Source organism: Myxococcus sp. MH1, assembly GCF_059738865.1.
The window spans coordinates 1,688,998-1,705,486 of the sequence record NZ_AP026947.1 but is presented as its reverse complement, the minus strand read 5'-3'; the positions used below and the strand labels follow the sequence as shown (position 1 = coordinate 1,705,486).

Below are 16,489 nucleotides of genomic sequence, written 5' to 3'. Positions count from 1 at the left end.
TGCACTCCCGTCAGCCGGGCGCTCGTCGAAAGGCATACACAATCTGGAAATCAACCTCCCCCGGAAAGGTTGAGCAAGAAGACAGACGCGGCGATTTCAGCCTCAATCCACACAGCAGGCGCGGATGGCGGAGGTATACAGGCGCAGGGACTTGCGCGTGGCGTCGAGCACCCGGGCAGGCTCGTCCCCGGTGGGGTCCGTGCAGAGCTTGAGGATTTCGAGCGCCTCCACCGGGTGCAGGTCGTCATAGCGAGCGTGCGCCTTGAGCCACATCATCGCGCTGGCGTCGATGCGCGCGCCGTCCGCGGCATAGGCGCGGAAGGGCTCCACCACGTCGCGCGTCCACACGCCGGTGATGCCCTCGATGGCCCAGTTGGACGCGGCGATGCCCTCCGCCAGCGTGCCCCGGGCACAGGTGTCTCGCAGGTGCGCGTGCAGCGCCTGGAGCTCCGGCAGCGGCCGCACCTGGAAGAGCGCCTCGGGCTCCAGGCCGAGCGCGCGCACCCAGTCGATGAACCACTCCGCGTGGCGCGCCTCCACGGCCAGGTTCTGCAGGAGCCAGCGGCGGATGCTCGCGTCCCCCTCGGAGCGGCCGTACGTCGTCTTGGCCAGCGACAGGGCCATGTACTTGGGGAAGGACTCGACGATGAGGAAGAACTGCGACAGCACGCGGCGCCAGTACACCAGCGGCGGGCGCCGGCCCTCGGCGGTGGCGCGGAACAGCGGAGGCCAGCACGCCGCGTCCCAGTCCCGGCGGGTCGCATCCAGCATGGACTCGAGCCAGCGGGGATGCGCCGACGGGTTCAGCGGCGGAGGCCCATAGCGACGCACGGGCACACGAGACGTGAGGCTGCGCACTTCCTGCTCGGAAGACGACATGGCGGCACGAGGCTCCTGCACCCGGCGGGTTCCAGACCGACATGGCCCCCCTCACCCGCCAGGGCGGCCCCATAGTGGTGACAGCACCTCCACGAGGCCACGCGACTGTCGTCGCCCGACGCTTTTCTCACCGCCTTGTTTCAGATTTCAGCCGGGGGCACCTGGAGGCGTCGCGCGCCCCACAGCGGGCCTGTCTCTCCGACCGACGGCGACTCGCGCCCGCCGTCACGGGGTGCGGGCCACCTGGCGGCGCGCCTTCTCCAGCATGCGCTGGAGCGGCGCCTCGTCCGCGCGGGCGAGCGCCTCGTCCCACGTGAGCCACTGCGCGCCGGAGGACTCGTGGGGGTCGTGCGCGAGCGACTCCGGGTCCTCGGCCACGACGAGGTAGCGCACGTCCAGGTGCTGGTGCTCCGGCTCGTCGCGGCGCGCGGGGATGGTGTGGACGTCCACGTCCAGCGGGCGGGGCGCGGTGGGGTGGAGCACCACGCGGCAGCCGGTCTCCTCGCGCGCCTCGCGCAGGGCGGTGGCCTCCATGTCGCCGCCGTCCGCCGGGTCCGCGTGTCCGCCCGGCTGCAGCCACCGGTGGAGCTTGCCGTGCAGCACCATCACCACGCGCTCGCCCCGAGGGTCCACCACCACCGCGCTGCCGGTGAAGTGCGCCGTGGCCTGCGCGCGGGAGAAGGGCGAGGCGAGCGTGGCCGCGTGGTGGCGCATCCGCTCCAGGTCCTGGCGCTCCTTGTCGTCCCCGGGGACGTGGCGCGCCAGGAGCTCCCGCAGGGCGTGGGCGTTCTGGGATTCCATGCGCGACCACGTATCCCCGGCGGGCCCTCACACGCCAGCGCCTTCTGGAAGCGGCCGGCCCGCCCGGGGCGGTGTAGGGTTCTGGCCGGGTGTGTTCTCATGCGGACGCACCCGGGGCGGCCGGCCCCGCTGGCATGAGGACCTGAGGGCAAGCACCTGCATGGCGCGCATTCTCGTCATCGACGACCACGACACCCTCCGCGAGGGGATGACCGTCACGCTCACGCGCTCCGGGCACGCCGTGTCCGCGGTGCGCGGCGGCGCGGACGGGCTGGCCGCATACCGCAAGGCCCCGTTCGACCTGGTCGTCACGGATTTGAAGATGGACGGCATGGACGGCATCGCCGTCACCCAGGCCCTCAAGGCGCTGGACGCCTCCGCCGTCGTCATGGTGGTGACGGCCTTCGGCACGATTGAGACGGCCGTGCGGGCCATGCAGGAGGGCGCCTACGACTTCATCACCAAGCCCTTCACGCCCGACGTGCTGCGCGCCAAGGTGGACAAGGGGCTGGAGCTGGCGAGCACCCGCCGGCGCGTGGAGAAGCTGGAGGGGCGCACCGCCGCGCACGACGCGGACGCGGCCCTGACGCACGGCAGCCTGGTGGGCGACAGCGAGCCCATGCAGAAGCTGCTCTCCCAGGCGCGCAAGGCGGCGATGAGCGACGCCACGGTGCTCGTTCGCGGCGAGAGCGGCACCGGCAAGGAGCTCATCGCGCGCATGCTGCACCAGCAGTCCCCGCGCAAGGACGGGCCCTTCGTCGTGGTGCACTGCGCGGCGCTGGCGGAGACGCTGTTGGAGAGCGAGCTGTTCGGCCACGAGCGCGGCGCCTTCACCGGCGCGGTGAAGCGCAAATTGGGCCGCTTCGAGCTGGCCGACGGCGGCACCCTCTTCCTGGACGAAATCGGGGAGATTCCCCACGCGGTGCAGACCAAGCTGTTGCGCGTGCTCCAGGAGAAGGAGATCCAGCGCGTGGGCGGCGAGGAGACGCTCAAGGTGGACGTGCGCGTGGTGAGCGCCACGCACCGCGACCTGCAGGCCGAGGTGAAGGCGGGCCGCTTCCGCGAGGACCTGTACTACCGGCTGCACATCGTCCCGCTGGTGCTGCCGCCTTTGCGCGAGCGCCCCGAGGACATCGCCGCGCTGGCGCGCCACTTCGTCGCCAAGCACGCGGTGCGCGTCAACCGCCGGGTGACGGGGCTGGACGAGGGCGCCCTGCGCGCCCTGGCCCGCCACGCGTGGCCCGGCAACGTGCGCGAGCTGGAGAATGTGGTGGAGCAGGCGCTCGTCTTCGCGGAAGGGGAGGTGCTCACCGCCCAGGACCTGCCCGGCCACCTCACCGGCGGCACGCCGCGCATGGACGCGGGGCTGCCGGTGCCGCACGGCGACAGGCCCCTGCCGGACATCCTGGAGGACCTGGAGCGGCAGCTCATCGCCCGCGCCTACGAGAAGGCCGGCGGGGTGAAGACGGAGACCGCCCGCCTGCTGGGCATCAAGACGTCGGCGCTGTACTACAAGCTGGAGAAGTATGGCTTCCTCCCCAAGGGCACCGCGCCCGAGGAGGGGTGATCCTCGGAAATCCGTGACCCCAGGCCCACGCCCCATGACTTTCCACCGGCCCCCCCTCCCCACCCCGTCCCACCCGGCGCGCCCAGACGCCTGGAATCCCAGCGCTTTTCGCGCGAGGTGGGGACACGGGGGCGCCACGGGGCTGGCATCCGCCTTGCTCATGGGGGCCTGTTGATGAACCCCCGCTCCCTCGTCCTCGCGTTGTGCCTCTTGGTGGGCGTGCCCGCCTGGGCCGCGTCCGGCCTGGAGGCGGCGCGCGCGCGGGCGCAGGTGGCGAGGACGGAGGCGCGGGCGCTGAGGACCCAGCAGCAGACGCTGCGGGACGAGCTGCAGGGCGTGGCCGAGCGCATCGAGGCGCTGAAGGCCCGTGCCCAGGGGCGGCTGACCACGGGCACGGAGCTGGAGACGGCGCTCAGGCGCTCGCAGGAGCTGAGCGGCTCGCTCACCCAGCTGGCGCAGGCGGTGTCCACGGCCGAGGGCGAGTCGGAGCGCGCGCACGTGGCGCTGCACCAGGCGCTTTCGGACGAGCTCGGTCGGCTGATGACGGCCTGGGACAAGACGGCGGACCGCGCCCAGCGCGCCACGCTGCTGGAGGTGATGCGCACCACGCGCACCGAGCGCGACTCGGTCCGCCTGGCGCTGCCAGCCTCCAAGGTGCCCACGCTGGACAGGACGACGACGGGCGGCGACGACCCGGAGGACCTGCTGGAGCAGGCGGACACCCTGCGCGACGCCGAGGACAAGGTGCGCGAGCGGCTCAAGCTGATGCGCGCGCGAATCACCGAGGCACGCGAAGAGCGCGACCTGGACCGCCGGATGAGCGACTTCCTGGGCGAGGAGTCGATGTTCGACGAGCAGGACCGGCGGCTGCGGCTCAGGATGAGCTCGGACCGGAGCCTGCGGGTGGAGCCCAGCGACCGCGGCGGTGGCCTGTTCCAGGAGGCCAGCGGCGACAGCGACGCGCCGCCCATGTCGGGCAACCCGGGCACGGGCGGGCCGCCGGAGCCCTCCATGCCGGACACCCCCGGGACGCCCACCACGGGCCGCCCCGAGCCCATGTCCGTCCGCGCCACGGACCGCCGCCCCCTGGTGGACGGGGTGCGCGCCCAGGACCTGGCCGCCGGAGGTCCGGTGGACCTCACGGCGATGGAGGCCGAGGCCAGGCGCCTGGAGGCCCTGGCCGGGGAGCTGGATGGCCGGGCCGGCGCGCTGGAGCGCCGCGCGCAGGAGCTGACGAAGTAGGGCCGCCCTCGGGCTAGAGCAGCCCGGACTCGACCTCGAGCCGCACCACCGCGCGCAGCCGCACCTCGCGCTCGGGCGTCCGGCCCTTGCCGCGGATGATGATGCTCATGGTGGGCGCGGCGACGAAGGGCTGCAGCTCCACGTCCGCCAGGTCCAGCCGCAGCGTGGGGTTGGGCGCGCGCGGGCTGCCACGGGACAGGTCATTCTTCCACGCGATGCGCGACTCGCGGTCTCCGGCGCGGACGAAGAACTCCACGTTGTCCAGGAAGGTGAAGTCCACGTCGTTGGGGCTGAGAATCTGGAGCGAGAGCGAGTCGACGTGGACGGAGGTGGCCTCGCTCTTGGAGAGCCCCTGGTTCTTGAAGTCCTGGTTCTGGTCGAAGTCCATCCCCGCGAAGCTGCTGATGGGGGGGAAGGCGTTGAGCTCGGTGCTGCCGCCCGGCAGGCTCGCGGGCACGGTCGTCTCGCCCCTCACCTCGGTGATGAACGTCGACTGGGCGCAGGCGGCCAGCCCGAGGCCGACCGCCGCGGCGAGAAGTGAGGCAGGGCGCATTCCAGCAATGTACCGGGCGCGAGCCGTGTCGTCACCGTCGCCAGCCAACCGGCCGGGCCCGTCCTCCCGCGAGTGGGGCGTGCAGGCACGAGGCCGGGTATGGTGCCCCGCGTCGTGTCCCGCGTCCGCCCTACCCTCCTGGTGTTCCTGGTGCTCGCCACCGCCCGCCCCGCGTCCGCGGCCGAGTGGGAGGGCGCGCTCAAGGGCACCCTGCGGCTGCTGGCGGACACCAACGCCCCGCGCGACTTCACCGACGGCAGCACGCCTTCGCCCGGAGTGGACCCGGCGCTGAGCGTGCTGGGGTCGGCCGAGGGGAAGGGGACGTTCGAGCGCACGCAGCTCGTCGGCCGCTACGAGCTGGGGGCGCGCAAGTACGCGGGCTTCTCCGACGAGGACACGCTCATCCAGGCCGGCGCGCTCGAGGCCTCGCTGGCGCTGGGCACGGAGTTCGGCCTGGGCGCGGAGGGGCACGCGAAGGACCGGCGGGGCGGCACCCGCGCGTACTCGGATTTGGGCGCGAGCGCCTTCGCGGAGTACGCCCCGGACGTGCGGCTGGCGCTGCGGGTGCGGGCGGGCGCGCGCAGGTTCGTCTACCGGCCGGACCCCACGGCGAACTTCGGCGGGCTGGAGCTGGGGGTGCTGGGGCGCTACCGCTTCGACCGGCGCCACAGCCTGTCCGTCTTCGGCGACTGGGGCGCGCGCCGCTACGGGCCGCTGGCGCGCCCGCGTCCGGGCGTGGAGAGCTCCCCGGGGCGGCGCGAGGACGGCGCCCTCACCGCGGGCTTCGGCTACAACTACCGGGGGCCGCTGACCCTGGGGCTGCGCTACACGTACCAGGAGGTCTCCTCCAACAGCTACGGGGAGACGGTGCTGCGCCACCGGGTGTCGGCGAACGCCGGGGTGCGGCTGCCCTGGCGGATGACGCTGCTGGCGCAGGGCTCGCTGGGCGTGACGCGCTATCCGGACGGCATCTACCTGTCGCCGGAAATCATTCTCGTGGAGGAGGACGAGGGGCAGAACTCCCTGTCCCTGAAGCTGTCGCGCCCCGTCTCGGAGCGCGTGGACCTGGAGCTGTCCTGGGGCCTGTGGAGCACGCGGCTGCCGCGCAACGACTTGAGCTACTCCCGCCAGGTGTTCGGCGTGGGCGTCACCTGGCGCGACTGAGGGCGCTCAGCCCAGGTCGGAGATGCGCTCGTCGATCTCCTCGGCCAGCCCCGGGTGTCCCTGGGCCAGCGCGTGCTCCTTCGCCCGGGTGAACACCTCGCGGGCGCGCTCGGACTGCCCGGCGCCCGACAGCGCGTCCCCCAGGGAGACCATGGCGGCCGCGTACGTCCCATCCAGCCGCACCGCCTGCTCCAGGGCGGCGGCGGCCTCGGCGTACTGCTTGCGCTCCAGGTACAGCTTGCCGAGGGAGAAGTGGCTCATGGGGGAGTCGGGGAAGTCCGCCACCATCTTCTTGAACTGTTCCAGCCGGGCGTCGCTCATGGACAGGACCCTTAGAGGACCCATGGCGTGTTGCCAAGGGTGCGGTAGGGTGCGCCGCACATGGCAACGAAGAAGAAGACGACCCCCAAGAAGAAGAGCGCGGCCAAGAAGGCGCCGGCGCGCGGCAAGAAGTCGGCGACGGGCAGGACGGTCGCCGCGAGCAAGGCGCCCGCCAAGGCCAAGGCCCCGGCGCGCAAGAAGACGACGGGCAAGACGCCGCTGCGGCCCAAGAAGAAGGCGAAGCTGCCAGCCGCCCCGCAGCAGAAGGCGGGCCCCGCGGAGAACCCCCAGGCGCAGGCCCTGGCGCGCCGCATGGCGCAGCTGCTCATCGACAAGAAGGCGCTGGACGTCGTCATCCTGGATGTCCGGGGCATGACGTCGTACGCGGACTACATCGTCATCGCCTCCGGCGAGAGCGACCGCCAGGTGAGCGCCATGGCGGAGAACGTCCAGGTGCAGCTCAAGCAGGGTGACGCGCCCGAGCGCGCGCTGGGCACCGAGGGCGTGGACACGGGCCAGTGGGTGCTGCTCGACTACGGCGAGGTGGTGGCCCACCTGTTCCTCGCGGACCTGCGCGCGCACTACGACCTCGAGGGTCTCTGGGCGGACGCCGCCCGGGAGAAGGTGTCCTGAAGGTCCGCCTGCTCTCCATCGGCAAGGACCGCTCGGGCCTCTTCGAGCCGGCGGTCCAGGAGTATGCCCGGAGACTGGGGCACTACACCCGCTTCGAGCTGGTGGAGCTCGCCGAGGCGAGCGGCAAGAAGCTCAAGCCCGGCGACGCCAAGGCCGCGGAGGCCCAGGCCATCCTCGCGAAGCGAAAGCCGCAGGACTGGCTGGTGGCGCTGGACGAGCGCGGCTCGCTCATCGACTCGGTGGAGCTGGGCCGCTACGTGGGCAAGGCGCAGACGGGCTCGCGCGACCTGCTCTTCGTCATCGGCGGCGACGAGGGCCTGGACGAGAGCGTGCGGGCCCAGGCCCACCTGACGCTGTCCTTGTCCAAGATGACGCTGCCCCACCGGCTCGCGCGCGTGGTGCTCGTGGAGCAGCTGTACCGGGCCTTCACCATCCTCAAGGGTGAGCCGTACCACAAGTAGGCAGGCGGGCCTCCCTGGCCCCCTTGCGCGCTGGCGTCAGGGCCGTCGGACAGGAGGCGTCAACGGGCCCCATGAGCACCGCCAGCACCGAGACCTCCCTTCCCTCCCCCGCCGCCACCGTGCGCGTCATCGCCTCGCCCCAGTCGTGGGTGGAGGGTGAGGCGGTGCGGCAACTCGAGGCCGTCGCGCGGCTGCCCGGAATGAAGGCCGCGGTGGGACTTCCGGACCTGCACCCGGGCAAGGGCGCGCCGGTGGGCGCGGCCTTCACCTCGGAGGGGCTCTTCTATCCCTACCTGGTGGGCAACGACATCGGCTGTGGGATGGGGTTGTGGGACGTGGGGATGCTGGCGCGAAAGTCGAAGGCCGAGCGCTGGGCCTCGAAGCTGGATGTGGAGGGACCCTGGAACGGTGACGTGGAGGGGTTCCTGGCGGAGGAAGGGGTGAGGCCCTCGGGCTTCGAGGGGGCGCTGGGCACGGTGGGCGGCGGCAACCACTTCGCGGAGCTGCAGCGGGTGGACGCGGTGCACGACGCGCGGGCGTTCGCCGAGCTGGGGCTGGAGGCGGACCGGTTGCTGCTGCTGGTGCACTCGGGCTCGCGGGGGCTGGGCGAGGCGATTCTGCGGGCCCACGTGGACCGGCACGCGGCGGGCGGGCTGACGGCGGGCTCGGACGAGGCGCGGGCGTACCTGACGCGGCATGACCACGCGGTGGCGTGGGCCCGGGCCAACCGGGCGCTGGTGGCGCGCAGGGTGCTGGATGGCATCGGCGCTCCGGCGCGGCGAGTGTTGGATGTCTGCCACAACAGCGTCACCCCACGACGCGAGGACGGGGCCCTGAGGTGGTTGCATCGCAAGGGCGCGGCGCCAGCGGACGAGGGGCCCGTGGTGATTCCGGGCAGTCGTGGCGCGCTGAGCTATCTGGTGGCGCCGGTGGGGGATGGGACGGGCAGCGCGTACAGCCTGGCGCACGGCGCGGGGCGCAAGTGGACGCGCACGGCGGCCCGGGAGCGCATCAAGGAGCGCTTCACGGCGGAGTCGCTCACCCGGACGAGCTTCAAGAGCCACGTCGTCTGCGAGAACAAGGACCTGCTCTTCGAGGAGGCGCCGCAGGCGTACAAGGCCATCGACCGGGTGGTGACGGACCTGGTGGAGGCGGGGCTGGTGAAGGTGGTGGCCACGCTGGCGCCGGTGCTGACGTACAAGACGCGCTCCCACGAGGAGTAGCGCGGGCCCGTGGGAAGAAGCCGGCCCTGGAGTCGCAGCGCGTTTTTCCCCTCCGCGTCCGGCGGGTGCGTGGTTAGGGTTCGGGCATGACTCCCGCGCACAAGGTATTGCTCTGCATCCTGGATGGTTGGGGCATCCGCCACGAGCGAGAGGCGAACGCCATCCTCCTGGCCGGCACGCCGAACCTGGACAAGCTGACGAGCCCCTACCCGTTCACCGAGCTACAGACCTCGGGGCTGGCCGTGGGTCTGCCCGAGGGGCAGATGGGCAACTCGGAGGTCGGCCACACCAACATCGGCGCCGGTCGCATCGTCTACCAGGACCTGGTGCGCATCAACCGCGCGGCCGAGTCGGGGGAGCTGGCGCAGAACCCGGTGCTCCGCGCGGCGATGGACGGCGTGAAGGCGGACGGCAAGGCGCTGCACCTGTTGGGGTTGGTGTCGCCGGGTGGGGTGCACTCGTCGATGGAGCACCTGTACGCGCTCCTGAAGGCGGCGCGGGAGCGGGGTGTGCCGCACGTGTACGTGCACGCGTTCCTGGACGGACGTGACACGCCGCCGCAGAGCGCGCTGGGCTACGTGGAGGCGCTGGAGCGCTTCCTCCACGAGACGCACACGGGCCGCATCGCCACGGTGAGCGGGCGGTACTACGCGATGGACCGCGACAAGCGGTGGGACCGGGTGCAGCTGGCGTACGAGGCGCTGGTGCACGCGCGCGGTCCCAAGGCGCCGGACGCGCTGAGCGCCATCCGCGCGTCGTACGCGGAGAAGGTGACGGACGAGTTCGTGAAGCCCACGGTGATGGCGAGCGGGGATGGGACGCCCGTGGGCCGCATCCAGGATGGGGACACGGTGGTGTTCTTCAACTTCCGCGCGGACCGGGCGCGGGAGCTGACGCAGGCCCTGGCGTATCCGACGTTCAAGGAGTTCGACCGGGGCGGGCTCCGGCTGGGGCGGTACGTGTGCATGACCCAGTACGACGAGACCTTCGACCTGCCGGTGGCGTTCGCGCCGGACCAGCCGCAGGACATCTTCCCGGAGATTCTGGCGCGGCAGGGGCTGCGGCAGTTCCGCACGGCGGAGACGGAGAAGTACGCGCACGTGACGTTCTTCTTCAACGGCGGGCGCGAAGTTGTGTATCCGGGTGAGGACCGGCACCTGGTGCCGAGTCCGCGCGACGTGAAGACGTACGACTTGAAGCCGGAGATGGCGGCGCGCGAGGTGACGGCGGAGCTGGTGCGGCGGCTGGATTCGGGGACGTATGACTTCGCGCTGGCGAACTTCGCCAACCCGGACATGGTGGGGCACAGCGGCCGGCTGGACGCGGCGATGCAGGCGGTGCGGGTGGTGGACGAGTGCCTGGGCGTGCTCGGCAAGGCGTGCGAGCGCAACGGCTGGGTGATGGCCATCTCGGCGGACCACGGCAACTGCGAGCAGATGGTGGACCCGGTGACGGGCGAGCCGCACACGGCGCACACGCTGAACCCGGTGCCCTTCCACCTCATCCACCCGGCGTTCCGGGGACAGAAGCTGCGCCCCGGCATCCTCGCGGACATCGCGCCCACGCTGTGCAAGGTGATGAACCTGCCGCAGTCGAAGGAGATGAACCGGCAGGGCGTGCTGCCCTGAGCACGCGGCCCCTCCGGGCCCCACGAATCCACTCGACGCTCCCCTCCACCGCCGCCTAGCGTTCCCAAGCGGGCGGTGGGGGAACGGGCGATGGGGATGGGGACGACACGAGTCGGGTGCAGGGGTTCCACGCAGCGGGCGTCCACGAGCGCGCGCCCATGCTGAGGGCCCTGCTGGACGTGCTCTACCCTCCCGCGTGCATCGCCTGCGCGAAGGTCCTCCCAGGTCCCGGCGCCTTCTTCTGCGAGCCCTGCGACACCGCCGTGGAGCGCCTGCCGCCCGTGTGCTGCCGCACCTGCGCGGAGCCGGGTCCGTTCCCCGCCGGCATGTGCCCACGCTGCCGCGCTTCTCCCCCACCCTTCTTGCGCGCCTGGGCCCCGTTCGCGCACGAAGGCCCCGTGGCCCGCGCCGTCCACCGCTTCAAGTACGAAGACCACCCGGAGCTGGCCGCGCCCCTCGGCGAGATGCTCGCGGCCGAGGCCCACCGCTTCCTCACCCGCGCGCCCCGCCTCGTCGTCGCGCTGCCGCTCCACACCCGCCGCTACCACGCGCGCAAGTACGACCAGGCCCAGCTGCTCGCGGGCGCGCTGGCGAAACACCTGGGCCTGCGCGCCCCCGTCGGGCTGCTCACGCGCACGCGGGAGACCCAACGACAGGTGGGCCTCACCGAGGCCGAGCGCGCCGACAACGTCGCGGACGCCTTCGTCGCCTCGGACGACCTCGCGGGGCGCGACGTGCTCCTCCTCGATGACGTCTTCACCACCGGCGCCACCGCGCGCGCCGCGGCCACCGCGCTCCTGGTCGCCGGCGCCACCCGCGTCGAGGTCCTCACCCTCGCCCGCGCCTTCACCATGACGTGAACACCACCTGACGCAGCAACTGTCACAGCGCGTCAACTGCAACCGGGTCCACGACAACTCACGCCCGGATTCAGCGCGGACCCCGCGTGTCTTTCATTACCCATCTTCCGCGACTTTCCGTCCCGTGTTCTTGCATCAGTGCCGTGTCACGAGACATTTCGAGTCGCGTTTCACGGCTCGCTTCCCCCCTCTTCGAAACGGAGTCCGTGATGAAGCTCCCCGTGTTGAGCTCGTTCGCCCTCGCCGGTGCCGTGTGCGCGCTGGGCCTCCCCGCCCCCGTCCAGGCCCAGGTCCCCGCGCCCTCGTGGACGCGGCAGTTCGGCGCCAACCTCGACGAGCAGGCCCGCGCCGTCGCCGTCGCGGGCACCGCCGTCTATGTCGTGGGCAACACCACCAGCCAGCTCGGCCCCGAGCCCAAGGCCGGCGGCAACGACGTCTTCGTCGCGAAGTACGACACCGCGGGCGCGCTGCAGTGGGTGCACCAGTTCGGCACGCCCGAGGATGACCGCCCCGCCGCCGCGGCCACCGACTCCGAGGGGAACGTGTACGTGACGGGCCGGACGTACGGCTCGATGGGCTTCCACACGAACGCCGGCGGCTATGACTTCTTCATCGCCAAGTACAGCCCGCAGGGCCAACAGCTCTGGGTGCGCCAGCAGGGCACGCAGATGGATGACTTCGGCACGGGCCTGGCCATCGGCGCGGACGACACGCTGTACTTCTCCGGCTACACCGGCGGCAGCTTCGCCAACGGCGGCAACCCCGGCCACTACGACGCCCTCGTGGGCCTCTACGACTCCGCCGGCAACCCGTACTGGCTCAGGCAGCTGGGCACGACGAGCAGCGACATCGCGCGCGGCATCGCCGTGACGCCGGACCACAAGGTGTACGTCGTGGGACAGACGAGCGGCAGCCTCGACGGCGCCACCACGCCCACGGGCACGGACCTGTTCCTGCTGCGCCTGGACATCCTCGGCGCCACCCAGTGGGTGCGCCAGCTGGACCTCTCCGACCTCGACGACGCCAAGGGCGTGGCGGTGAGCCCCGACGGCGGCGCCTACCTCGTCGGCGACACCTTCGGCACCCTCGACGGCCACACCAACGCCGGCACCATCGACGTGGTGCTCGCCCGCTATGACGCCGTGGGCAACCGCCAGTGGAGCCGCCTGCTCGGCGGCGCGCAGCCCGACTACGCGAGCGGCGTCGCCGTGGCCGCCAGCGGCACCGTGAACGTCACGGGCTATACGGCCAACGCCCTGGACGGCCAGCCGTACGCCGGCAGCCAGGACTCATTCTTCACCCGCTACGACGGCTCGGGCACCAAGCTGGGCACGCGCGTCGTCGGCACCCACCTGCCCGACGTCGGCAGCGGCGTGGCGGTGGACACCAGCGGCAATGCCTACGTGACGGGCTCCACCTACGGCAGCCTGGGCGGCACCAACGCGGGCAGCTACGACGCGTTCCTCGTCCGCTTCTGAGACAGGCCCGCATTCCGTGTCCGGACGTGGGACAGGTGTTCGTTGCCTGTCTCACGCGGAATCCAGGACGGAAGCTTCGCGGTGGCCAATCGTCGAGGGCGCGATAGCCTCGCGGCATGCGCTGGCACTCCCTCCTCCTCGTCCCCGCGTTGCTCTCACTCCACTGTACCCACGCCACCGGGTCCGCCGGGCCGTCCAGGCCCGAGGCCTCGGTGGCGGCCGCGCCCGAGTGGCCCGAAGCCCAGCCTCCCGCGCTGCGCCTGCCGGACACCGTCCAGCCCCTGCACTACCTGCTGGACCTGAAGCTCATCTCCACCGAGTCCACCCACTCCGGCACCGTCACCATCGACGTGGACGTGCGCGAGCCGGTGCGCCAGGTCTGGCTGCACGGACAGGATTTGGAGGTCACCTCCGCGCGCATCGAGACGCAGGGCCGCGCGCTCGAGGCCAGGCCCGTCACCGCGAGCGAGGGCCGGCTGGGCCTGCTGCTGCCCGAGACGCTGCCCGCGGGCAAGGCGCGCATCGTCATCGCCTTCACGGGCACCATCGACAAGGAGCGCAGCCGGGGCCTGTATTCGCAGGAGGAGGGCGGCCACAACTACCTCTACACCTTCTTCGAGCCGGTGGACGCGCGCCGCGCCTTCCCGTGCTTCGACGAGCCGGGCTTCAAGGTGCCCTGGCAGCTGCGCTTCACGGTGAAGGCCGACGACGTGGCGCTGGCCAACCACGCCATCGAGGCGAAGGAGACGCTGCCGGACGGGCTGCAGCGCATCACCTTCCGCGACAGCAAGCCCATGCCCAGCTACCTCGTCGCCTTCGTGGTGGGCCCGTTCGACGTGGTGGACGCGGGCACCACCGGGCGCAACAAGGTGCCGCTGCGCTTCGTCGTCCCCAAGGGCCGCGGCGCGGAGACGGCGTACGCCGCGAGCGTCACCCCGCGCATCGTCACCGTGCTCGAGGACTTCTTCGACCAGGCGTACCCGTACGAGAAGCTCGACGTCGCGGTGGTGCCCCGCTACTGGGGCACCATGGAGCACCCGGGCCTGGTCGCCCTGGGCCAGCCCCTGACGCTCATCCGCCCCGGCGAGGAGACGCTCCAGCGGCGCAAGTGGTACGTCAACATCGCGGGCCACGAGCTGGGACACTACTGGTTCGGCAACATCGTCACCTGCCGCTGGTGGGACGACATCTGGCTGAACGAGTCGCTCACCTCGTGGCTGGACCGCAAGCAGATGGACGGGTTCGACCCGAGCTGGGGCTTCGGCCGGGACGCGAGCACCAACGCGCTGGCGGGCGCCATGAGCGCGGACGCGCTCGCCGCGGCGCTGCCGGTGAGAAAGCCCGCCAACACGCATGACGAGGTCATCGGCTCGTTCGACAACTCGACCACCTACGCCAAGGGCTCCGCCATCATCGGCATGTTCGAGTCGTGGCTGGGCGAGGCCAAGATGCGCGACATCCTGCGCGCGCACATCCGCAAGCACGAGTGGGGCACGGCGACGTCGGATGACTTCGCCGCCACGCTCGCCCAGGCCGCGAGCCCCGACGTCGCGCGCTCCTTCCGCAGCTTCATCGACCAGCCCGGCGCGCCCCACATCTCCGCGCAGCTGGTGTGCGACGCGGGCAAGGCGCCGCGCCTGAAGCTGTCCCAGGAGCGCTTCCTGCCCGCGGGCTCCACCGCGTCCAAGGACGCCACCTGGTCCGTCCCCGTGTGCGTGCGCGCCGGGGACCGCGCGGGCGACGTGCGCGCCTGCCAGCTGCTCTCCGAGCGCACCGGCGAGATGGAGCTGCCGATGAAGAGCTGCCCCCAGTGGGTGCTGCTCAACGCGGGCGGCATGGGCTACTACCGCGCCAGCTACACGCTGCGGCAGTTCCAGCAGGTGAACGGCGTGGCCAGCAAGTCGCTGACGGTGCCCGAGCGGCTGGCCTTCTTCGCGGACATCGAGGGCGCGGTGCAGCGGGGCGACGTGCGGCTCGGGGAGGTGCTGTCCCTGGTGAACGACACGGCGAAGGACCCGGACCGCGGCATCGCGCTGAGCGGCGCGCGCCTCTTGCATCTGGTGGGCGAGGACTCGCTCACGCCCGCCGAGCGGCAGCGCTTCCGCGCCTGGGTGGGCAAGCTCTACGGCGCGCGCGCCCGGGCGCTGGGCTGGCAGCCGGCGAAGGGCGACAGCGACGAGGTGAAGCAGACGCGCTCGTTGTTCCTGTCGCTCGCGACGATGATGGGTGACGAGCCCACGCTCACGCGCGAGGCCAAGGCCCTGGTGACGAAGTGGCTGGCGCAGCGCGACAGCGTGAGCCCGGAGGCGGTGCCGGTGGCGCTGGCGGTGGCGGCGCGCAACTCCGACCGCGCGCTCCACGAGCAGCTCCTCACCCGCGCGCGCAAGGCGGAGGACCGCAACGAGCGCAACCAGATGATCAACGCGCTGTCGGCCTTCCGCGACCCGGAGCTGGTGAAGCAGAACCTGACGCTGGCGATGACGGAGTTCGACGTGCGCGACGCGCGGCCCCTGTTCGGGGGCGCGTTCAGCGGGCCGGAGACGCGGGCGGTGGCGTGGCAGTTCTACCGCGAGAACTTCGACACGCTGGCCTCGCGCGTCCGCTCGGATGAGCTGGGCTGGCTCATCGCGATGACGGGCTCGCTGTGTGACGACACCAGCCGCGCGCAGATGGAGGCCTTCCTCGGGCCTCGCGTCGACAAGCTGGAGGGTGCGCCGCGCGCCTACGCCCGGGCGCTCGAGTCCGTGCGGCTGTGCGTGGAGTCCAACCGTCTCCACCAGGACAGCGTGCGCGCGTTCATCGGCAAGCTGCCCCAGGTCACCGCGGCGCCCACCCGCTGAGGGCCCGTGCGGGCTCCCTCGTGTTCAAGAGGGAGCCCGCTCCACGCGGGCAGACGGTGCGCGCGCCCCGCGAGCGCGCTAGACATGGGGCCATGCTCGACTCCGCCCGCTACCTCGAACGCATCGGCGCCCCCGCGCACGCATCGCTCGCCGAGCTGCAGCGCGCCCACCTGGAGTCGGTGCCCTTCGAGAACCTGGACATCCACCTGGGCCGGCCCATCCAGCTGGACCCGGACGCGCTCTTCGACAAGGTCGTCGTCCGGCGGCGCGGCGGCTTCTGCTACGAGCTCAACGGGCTGTTCTCCCGCCTGCTCACCGCGCGCGGCCTGCGCGTGACGCCGCTGTCCGCGCGCGTCGCCACCGAGCCCCGGGACGGCACCTTCGGCCCGGAGTTCGACCACCTGACGCTCCAGGTGGAGGACCGCGAGGGGACGTGGCTCGTCGACGTGGGCTTCGGCGACAGCTTCCTCGAGCCCCTGCGCCTGGACGAGAGAGGCGTGCAGACACGCGCCGGCCGCGACTTCCGGCTCGCGCCCGAGGGCGACCGGCTCATGCTCCTGCGGCGCGACGACTCCGGCTGGCAGCCGCAGTACTCCCTGTCCCTCGTCCCGCGCGCGCTCGGGGACTTCGTGGACATGTGTCACCACCACCAGACGTCGCCCCAGTCCATCTTCACGCGGGGGCGCCTGTGCACCCGGGCGACGCGGGAGGGCCGCGTCACCCTCAAGGAAGGCGCCCTCGTCCTCACCCGGGGCACCACCCGCGAGGAGCACCCCGTGCAGGGCGAGGACGCCCGCGCCCGGGCGCTGGCGGAGCACTTCGGCATCCGCCTCTAGCCA

The 16,489-nt window shown here is 72.0% G+C and carries 15 protein-coding genes; 11 read left to right on the top strand and 4 right to left on the bottom strand.

Annotated features, from left to right (window positions below):
* Window positions 1–102: 102 nt before the first annotated feature.
* Window positions 103–879, bottom strand: coding sequence for an iron-containing redox enzyme family protein (locus tag AC6JA9_RS07035; protein ID WP_223746289.1), 777 nt, complete (start codon window positions 877–879; stop codon window positions 103–105).
* 225 nt (window positions 880–1,104) lie between these two features.
* Window positions 1,105–1,680, bottom strand: a complete 576-nt coding sequence (locus tag AC6JA9_RS07030) for an NUDIX hydrolase (protein ID WP_223746288.1) — start codon at window positions 1,678–1,680, stop codon at window positions 1,105–1,107.
* Window positions 1,681–1,840: 160 nt separating this feature from the next.
* On the opposite strand from AC6JA9_RS07030, the gene AC6JA9_RS07025 reads away from it, so the two are divergent.
* Together AC6JA9_RS07025 and AC6JA9_RS07020 are read left to right on the top strand one after the other, a co-directional pair.
* Complete coding sequence (locus AC6JA9_RS07025) at window positions 1,841–3,247, top strand: sigma-54-dependent transcriptional regulator (RefSeq protein WP_223784778.1); 1,407 nt, start codon at window positions 1,841–1,843, stop codon at window positions 3,245–3,247.
* Between the two features lie 174 nt (window positions 3,248–3,421).
* Entirely contained in the window at window positions 3,422–4,489 is a 1,068-nt protein-coding gene (locus tag AC6JA9_RS07020) for a coiled-coil domain-containing protein (RefSeq protein ID WP_473566272.1), read from the top strand.
* Between the two features lie 13 nt (window positions 4,490–4,502).
* Here AC6JA9_RS07020 and AC6JA9_RS07015 read toward each other — a convergent pair whose 3' ends face one another.
* Window positions 4,503–5,042 (bottom strand): hypothetical protein, encoded by a 540-nt coding sequence (locus AC6JA9_RS07015; RefSeq protein WP_223746285.1) that lies wholly within the window; start codon window positions 5,040–5,042, stop codon window positions 4,503–4,505.
* A gap of 99 nt (window positions 5,043–5,141) precedes the next feature.
* Between AC6JA9_RS07015 and AC6JA9_RS07010 the strand changes: the two genes are divergently transcribed.
* Window positions 5,142–6,206, top strand: coding sequence for a hypothetical protein (locus AC6JA9_RS07010; RefSeq protein WP_223746284.1), 1,065 nt, complete (start codon window positions 5,142–5,144; stop codon window positions 6,204–6,206).
* 6 nt (window positions 6,207–6,212) lie between these two features.
* On the opposite strand, the gene AC6JA9_RS07005 is transcribed toward AC6JA9_RS07010, so the two are convergent.
* Complete coding sequence (locus AC6JA9_RS07005; protein ID WP_497959318.1) at window positions 6,213–6,527, bottom strand: tetratricopeptide repeat protein; 315 nt, start codon at window positions 6,525–6,527, stop codon at window positions 6,213–6,215.
* Between the two features lie 60 nt (window positions 6,528–6,587).
* Here AC6JA9_RS07005 and rsfS point away from each other — a divergent pair, with 60 nt between their 5' ends.
* The 8 genes from rsfS (at window position 6,588) to AC6JA9_RS06965 (ending at window position 16,486) form a co-directional block, all read left to right on the top strand.
* Window positions 6,588–7,160: a ribosome silencing factor gene (rsfS, locus tag AC6JA9_RS07000; RefSeq protein WP_473566271.1), complete on the top strand. Its 573-nt coding sequence runs from the start codon at window positions 6,588–6,590 to the stop codon at window positions 7,158–7,160.
* Window positions 7,157–7,621 (top strand): 23S rRNA (pseudouridine(1915)-N(3))-methyltransferase RlmH, encoded by a 465-nt coding sequence (locus AC6JA9_RS06995; RefSeq protein WP_483579392.1) that lies wholly within the window; start codon window positions 7,157–7,159, stop codon window positions 7,619–7,621. Before rsfS ends, AC6JA9_RS06995 begins: the two co-directional genes overlap by 4 nt.
* Window positions 7,622–7,692: 71 nt before the next feature.
* The gene (locus AC6JA9_RS06990; RefSeq protein ID WP_223746280.1) at window positions 7,693–8,844 is read left to right on the top strand and encodes an RNA ligase RtcB family protein; all 1,152 of its coding nucleotides are present in this window, start codon (window positions 7,693–7,695) and stop codon (window positions 8,842–8,844) included.
* Window positions 8,845–8,930: 86 nt separating this feature from the next.
* A complete protein-coding gene (gene gpmI / locus AC6JA9_RS06985) occupies window positions 8,931–10,472 on the top strand; it encodes a 2,3-bisphosphoglycerate-independent phosphoglycerate mutase (protein WP_267697806.1) in 1,542 nt (513 codons plus the stop codon).
* Between the two features lie 158 nt (window positions 10,473–10,630).
* A complete protein-coding gene (locus AC6JA9_RS06980) occupies window positions 10,631–11,332 on the top strand; it encodes a ComF family protein (protein WP_223746276.1) in 702 nt (233 codons plus the stop codon).
* Window positions 11,333–11,541: 209 nt separating this feature from the next.
* Window positions 11,542–12,810 carry an SBBP repeat-containing protein gene (locus AC6JA9_RS06975; RefSeq protein ID WP_497959317.1) on the top strand — a complete coding sequence of 423 codons (1,269 nt, stop codon included), beginning with the start codon at window positions 11,542–11,544 and terminating at the stop codon, window positions 12,808–12,810.
* A gap of 116 nt (window positions 12,811–12,926) precedes the next feature.
* A complete protein-coding gene (locus tag AC6JA9_RS06970) occupies window positions 12,927–15,650 on the top strand; it encodes a M1 family metallopeptidase (protein WP_497959316.1) in 2,724 nt (907 codons plus the stop codon).
* 92 nt (window positions 15,651–15,742) lie between these two features.
* Window positions 15,743–16,486, top strand: a complete 744-nt coding sequence (locus tag AC6JA9_RS06965; RefSeq protein ID WP_473566260.1) for an arylamine N-acetyltransferase family protein — start codon at window positions 15,743–15,745, stop codon at window positions 16,484–16,486.
* Window positions 16,487–16,489 lie beyond the last annotated feature (3 nt).